The organism is Mesorhizobium sp. M2C.T.Ca.TU.002.02.1.1, from assembly GCF_003997225.1.
In genome coordinates, this window is sequence record NZ_RZTO01000647.1 from 1 (window position 1) to 3,605 (window position 3,605).

4 protein-coding genes and 1 pseudogene are annotated in these 3,605 nt (G+C 63.9%); 3 read left to right on the forward strand and 2 right to left on the reverse strand.

Features of this window, described 5'->3' with window-relative positions; translation table 11 throughout:
* A partial coding sequence (locus tag EOD07_RS26745) for a biotin/lipoyl-containing protein (RefSeq protein ID WP_348627783.1) occupies window positions 1-1,202 on the forward strand: 1,202 nt, incomplete at its 5' end.
* A 54-nt stretch (window positions 1,203-1,256) separates the two neighbouring features.
* Here EOD07_RS26745 and EOD07_RS26750 read toward each other — a convergent pair.
* Both EOD07_RS26750 and EOD07_RS26755 read right to left on the reverse strand, forming a co-directional pair.
* The gene (locus tag EOD07_RS26750; protein WP_127237549.1) at window positions 1,257-2,378 is read right to left on the reverse strand and encodes an ABC transporter substrate-binding protein; all 1,122 of its coding nucleotides are present in this window, start codon (window positions 2,376-2,378) and stop codon (window positions 1,257-1,259) included.
* A gap of 374 nt (window positions 2,379-2,752) precedes the next feature.
* On the reverse strand, window positions 2,753-3,019 hold the full coding sequence (locus EOD07_RS26755; protein ID WP_040984294.1) for a sel1 repeat family protein: 267 nt from the start codon (window positions 3,017-3,019) through the stop codon (window positions 2,753-2,755).
* A gap of 178 nt (window positions 3,020-3,197) precedes the next feature.
* Here EOD07_RS26755 and EOD07_RS26760 point away from each other — a divergent pair, with 178 nt between their 5' ends.
* Both EOD07_RS26760 and EOD07_RS38680 read left to right on the forward strand, forming a co-directional pair.
* The gene (locus tag EOD07_RS26760; RefSeq protein WP_127237550.1) at window positions 3,198-3,443 is read left to right on the forward strand and encodes a hypothetical protein; all 246 of its coding nucleotides are present in this window, start codon (window positions 3,198-3,200) and stop codon (window positions 3,441-3,443) included.
* 13 nt (window positions 3,444-3,456) lie between these two features.
* Window positions 3,457-3,605: pseudogene (locus EOD07_RS38680) on the forward strand (DUF2147 domain-containing protein); the annotation flags it as partial.

Sequence of the window (3,605 nt, forward strand, 5' to 3'; positions counted from 1 at the left end):
TGACGGAGGCGGCCGTGAAGGCCGCCAAGGCGATCCATTATTCGGGCGCCGGCACGATCGAATTCATCGTCGATGCTTCCGAAGGACTGAAAGCCGACCGCTTCTGGTTCATGGAGATGAACACGCGGCTGCAGGTCGAACACCCCGTCACCGAGATGGTCACCGGCGTCGATCTGGTCGAATGGCAGCTGCGCATCGCGGCCGGTGAAAAACTGCCAAAGACGCAAGGCGAGATCGCGCTTGCCGGCCACGCCTTCGAGGCACGCCTCTATGCGGAGGACGCCGCGAAGGGCTTCCTGCCGGCGACCGGCACGCTGCATCATCTCAAATTCCCCGACGCGGCGCCGGAGGGTGCGGCGATGCGCATCGAGACCGGCGTGCGCGCCGGCGATGCGATTTCGCCTTTCTATGATCCGATGATCGCCAAGCTGGTTGTGCACGGCAAGGACCGGGCCTCGGCGCTCAATGCCCTGCGCGAGATGCTGGCGCGGACGGAAGTGGCCGGCTCGACCGTCAACACCGCTTTCCTGGCGGCGCTCGCCGCCGACGCCGATTTCGCGGCCGGCGACGTCGATACCGGGCTGATCGGCCGGCATCAGGAGGCGCTCACCGCCATTCCCGCGCCCAGCGACGAGACGATCGCCGCCGCGGCGCTGGCTGCCACGGATGCCGGCGCGCCGGGTCCCGCCGTCGATCCATGGTCCACGCTTTCAGGCTATGCGCATTTCCACACGCTCGCGCGCCGCATCCGCCTGCGCCACGGCGAGGAGAACATCCTGGCCAGGGTTTCGGCACGGCCGGACGGCCGCTTCCAGGTGGCGCTGGAAGCGCCGCATGACGCGGTGAACACGCATGATCTGAGGACCATGCCGCGCGCCGTCCGCTGGCCCGGCCACGTCACCGTCTTCGAAGGCGCGGTGGGCTATACGTTCGCGGTTCCCGACCCGCTGGCCAAAGCCGACGAGGCGGGAGCCGCCTCGGGCAGCCTGCGCGCGCCGATGCCGGGGCTGGTCAAGCTTGTGCGCGCCGCGGCGGGCGATGCGGTGATCAAGGGCCAACCGCTTCTGATCCTCGAAGCGATGAAGATGGAGCACACGATCGCCGCCCCGCATGACGGCGTGATCGCCGAGATCGCGGCCGAAGGCGCGCAGGTCAGCGACGGCACCGTGCTGGTGCGTTTCGCGGAGGACGGCCAGGGCTGAAACGAAAATGGCCGGGGCGAGCCCGGCCATTTCCTCGATAGCCGCGGAGCCGACTTACGGCTTGATCGGCGCGTATTTGCCGTCGTGCCACTGATTGATGTCGTAGCTGGCGTTCTTCAGGTCGCCCTTCTCGTCGAAGATGACGTCGCCGACGACGGTGCTGATCGGCTTGCCGTCCTTGAGCGCCTCTGCGACCTTGGCCGGATCGTCGGTGCCGGCGCGCTTGACGCCTTCGGCCACGGCCTGGATCACGGCATAGGAGAACAGCGTGAAGCCTTCAGGCGTGAAGCCGCCGGCCTTGATCTTGGCGACCGCGTCCTTCGCTTCCGGCTTGGCCTGCGGGTCCGACGGGAAGACGAACATGGTGCCTTCGCCGGCCGGGCCGGCGACCTGCCAGAATTCCGGCGAGGCGATCGAATCCGGCATGATCAGCTGGAACTTGACGTTCTGCTCGGCCGACTGGCGCAGGATCAGGCCCGCTTCCGGGTGGTAGCCACCGAAATAGACGACGTCCGCCTTGAGCTCCTTCAGCTTGGTGACGAGGGCCGAATAGTCCTTCTCGCCGGCATTGATGCCTTCGTAGTCGACCTCCTTGAGGCCGCCGGCATTCATCGTCGCCTTCACGGCATCGGCGACGCCCTGGCCGTATGCGCTCTTGTCGTGCAGGATGACGACGTTCTTGCCGGCGTATTTCTTGGCGATCCACGGGCCGATGAAGGCGCCCTGCGCGTCGTCACGCGTGTAAAGGCGCATGATGGTCGGCCAGCCGGACTTGGCGGCAGCATCGGTCAGCACCGGGTTGGACGAGGCGGGGCTCATCATCAGCGTGCCGGCTTCGGCATAGACGGCCGAGGCCGGAATGCTCGAGCCCGAGCAGGCATGGCCGTCGACGAACTTGACGCCGTTGGCGACGATGCGGTTGGCGACCGACACCGCCTGCTTCGGATCGCACTGGTCATCCTCTATGTCGAGCTTGATCTGCGAGCCGTTGACGCCGCCGGCGGCATTGATCGCGTCGGCGGCAGCCTGCGCGCCTTGCTTGAACTGGTCACCGATGGTGGCGAGCTGGCCGGTCATCGGGCCGACCACCGAAATGGTGATGTCGTCGGCGAAGGCAACCGGGGCGCTCATCATCAGACCGAATGCGGCCACGCCCAAAATACCCAATTTTTTCATGACTATAAGAACTCCTCCACTTGCGCATGGCCATCCGGCCGCGCTTCCTTCACAGAGCCGGGACAATTTCACCCTTCGCTGAAACTGTCGAGAGGACAATTCGGAAGGTTTTGGTTCATTTCTGCCGGGATTGCTTGGGCCACGCGCCCGCGTGATTACCCCGCGTAATGCAAAAAGCCGCGCCGGCCTTGTTTCGGTCGGTCGCGGCTTTTGCAGTCGAGCTTCCCAGACGCCCCCGCGCCTAAAACCCGCTCGCTTCCCTGTTTTGGTGCACGGCTTGAGGTTCGTTGGCCTGCCGCGTTCTTGATCTTGTCGACCAGCCGTCTTATCGCGGCCTTGTCCCCTGAAGGCTTTCGGGCGCTGTACCCGCAGGATCAGTGCATCGTCATCCATTCGCGGGCTTCGCGCAGCGCCGTGGCGATCTCGACCTTCGACATGGTGGCCGACAGTTCCGAGCGCAGCTCGGCGGCGCGGGCCGAGCCCTTGATGGCGGCGATGTTGAACCATTTGTGGGCGGCGACGACATCGGTGTCGCAGTCGCGGCCGGTCGCATACATCATGCCCAGTTCGAAAAGAATGTCGGCCTGGGCAGTTGCCCCCATGGCGCCGAAGCCGTCTTCAAGCATTTCAAAACGTGCCATTTCAATCCCCTGTCTGGCTCCCGAGAGCTGCCTCCTTTTCCCTCGGTGTCCCTAGGGGCGGGCCGCTCTTTCGATGCTTTCGAGGATGACGGCTTGCCTTGAATCCGCCGTTAAATGGCTTGCTTAATTTGAGGAAAACAAAGCTAAAACAAGAGGTAAACGCGGAAATTCGTTAAGCATGGGAATCCAGCGTTTCAGCCATTTTGCATCAAATTCGACGAAAATTGCCGCACGCGGAATCAAGACTTCGCTAACCACGGAAACCGAAGCGTTTTTCCGGTCGCGTTTATTTTCAGCCATCGGCGCGGCGAAAATCCTTGCAACCTTCCGTGGCGGCACCGCTTTTGTTTTGGCCAGAGCTGGATTAGCTTTACCTTTGCGTAAGGGGCAGGAAGGCGGACCGGAGCCCGCCACGACCCCATAGGGAGGTGGACACAATGTTTCGAAAGATGAGCCTGGCCCTGGCGGCCACCTTGATCATGGCGGGTGCCGCGTGGGCCGACCCGATCGAAGGCAGTTGGAAGACGCAATCCGGCGAGACGGCGACGATCGGCGGCGGCGGCTCGTTCTCCATCACACTCAAGAC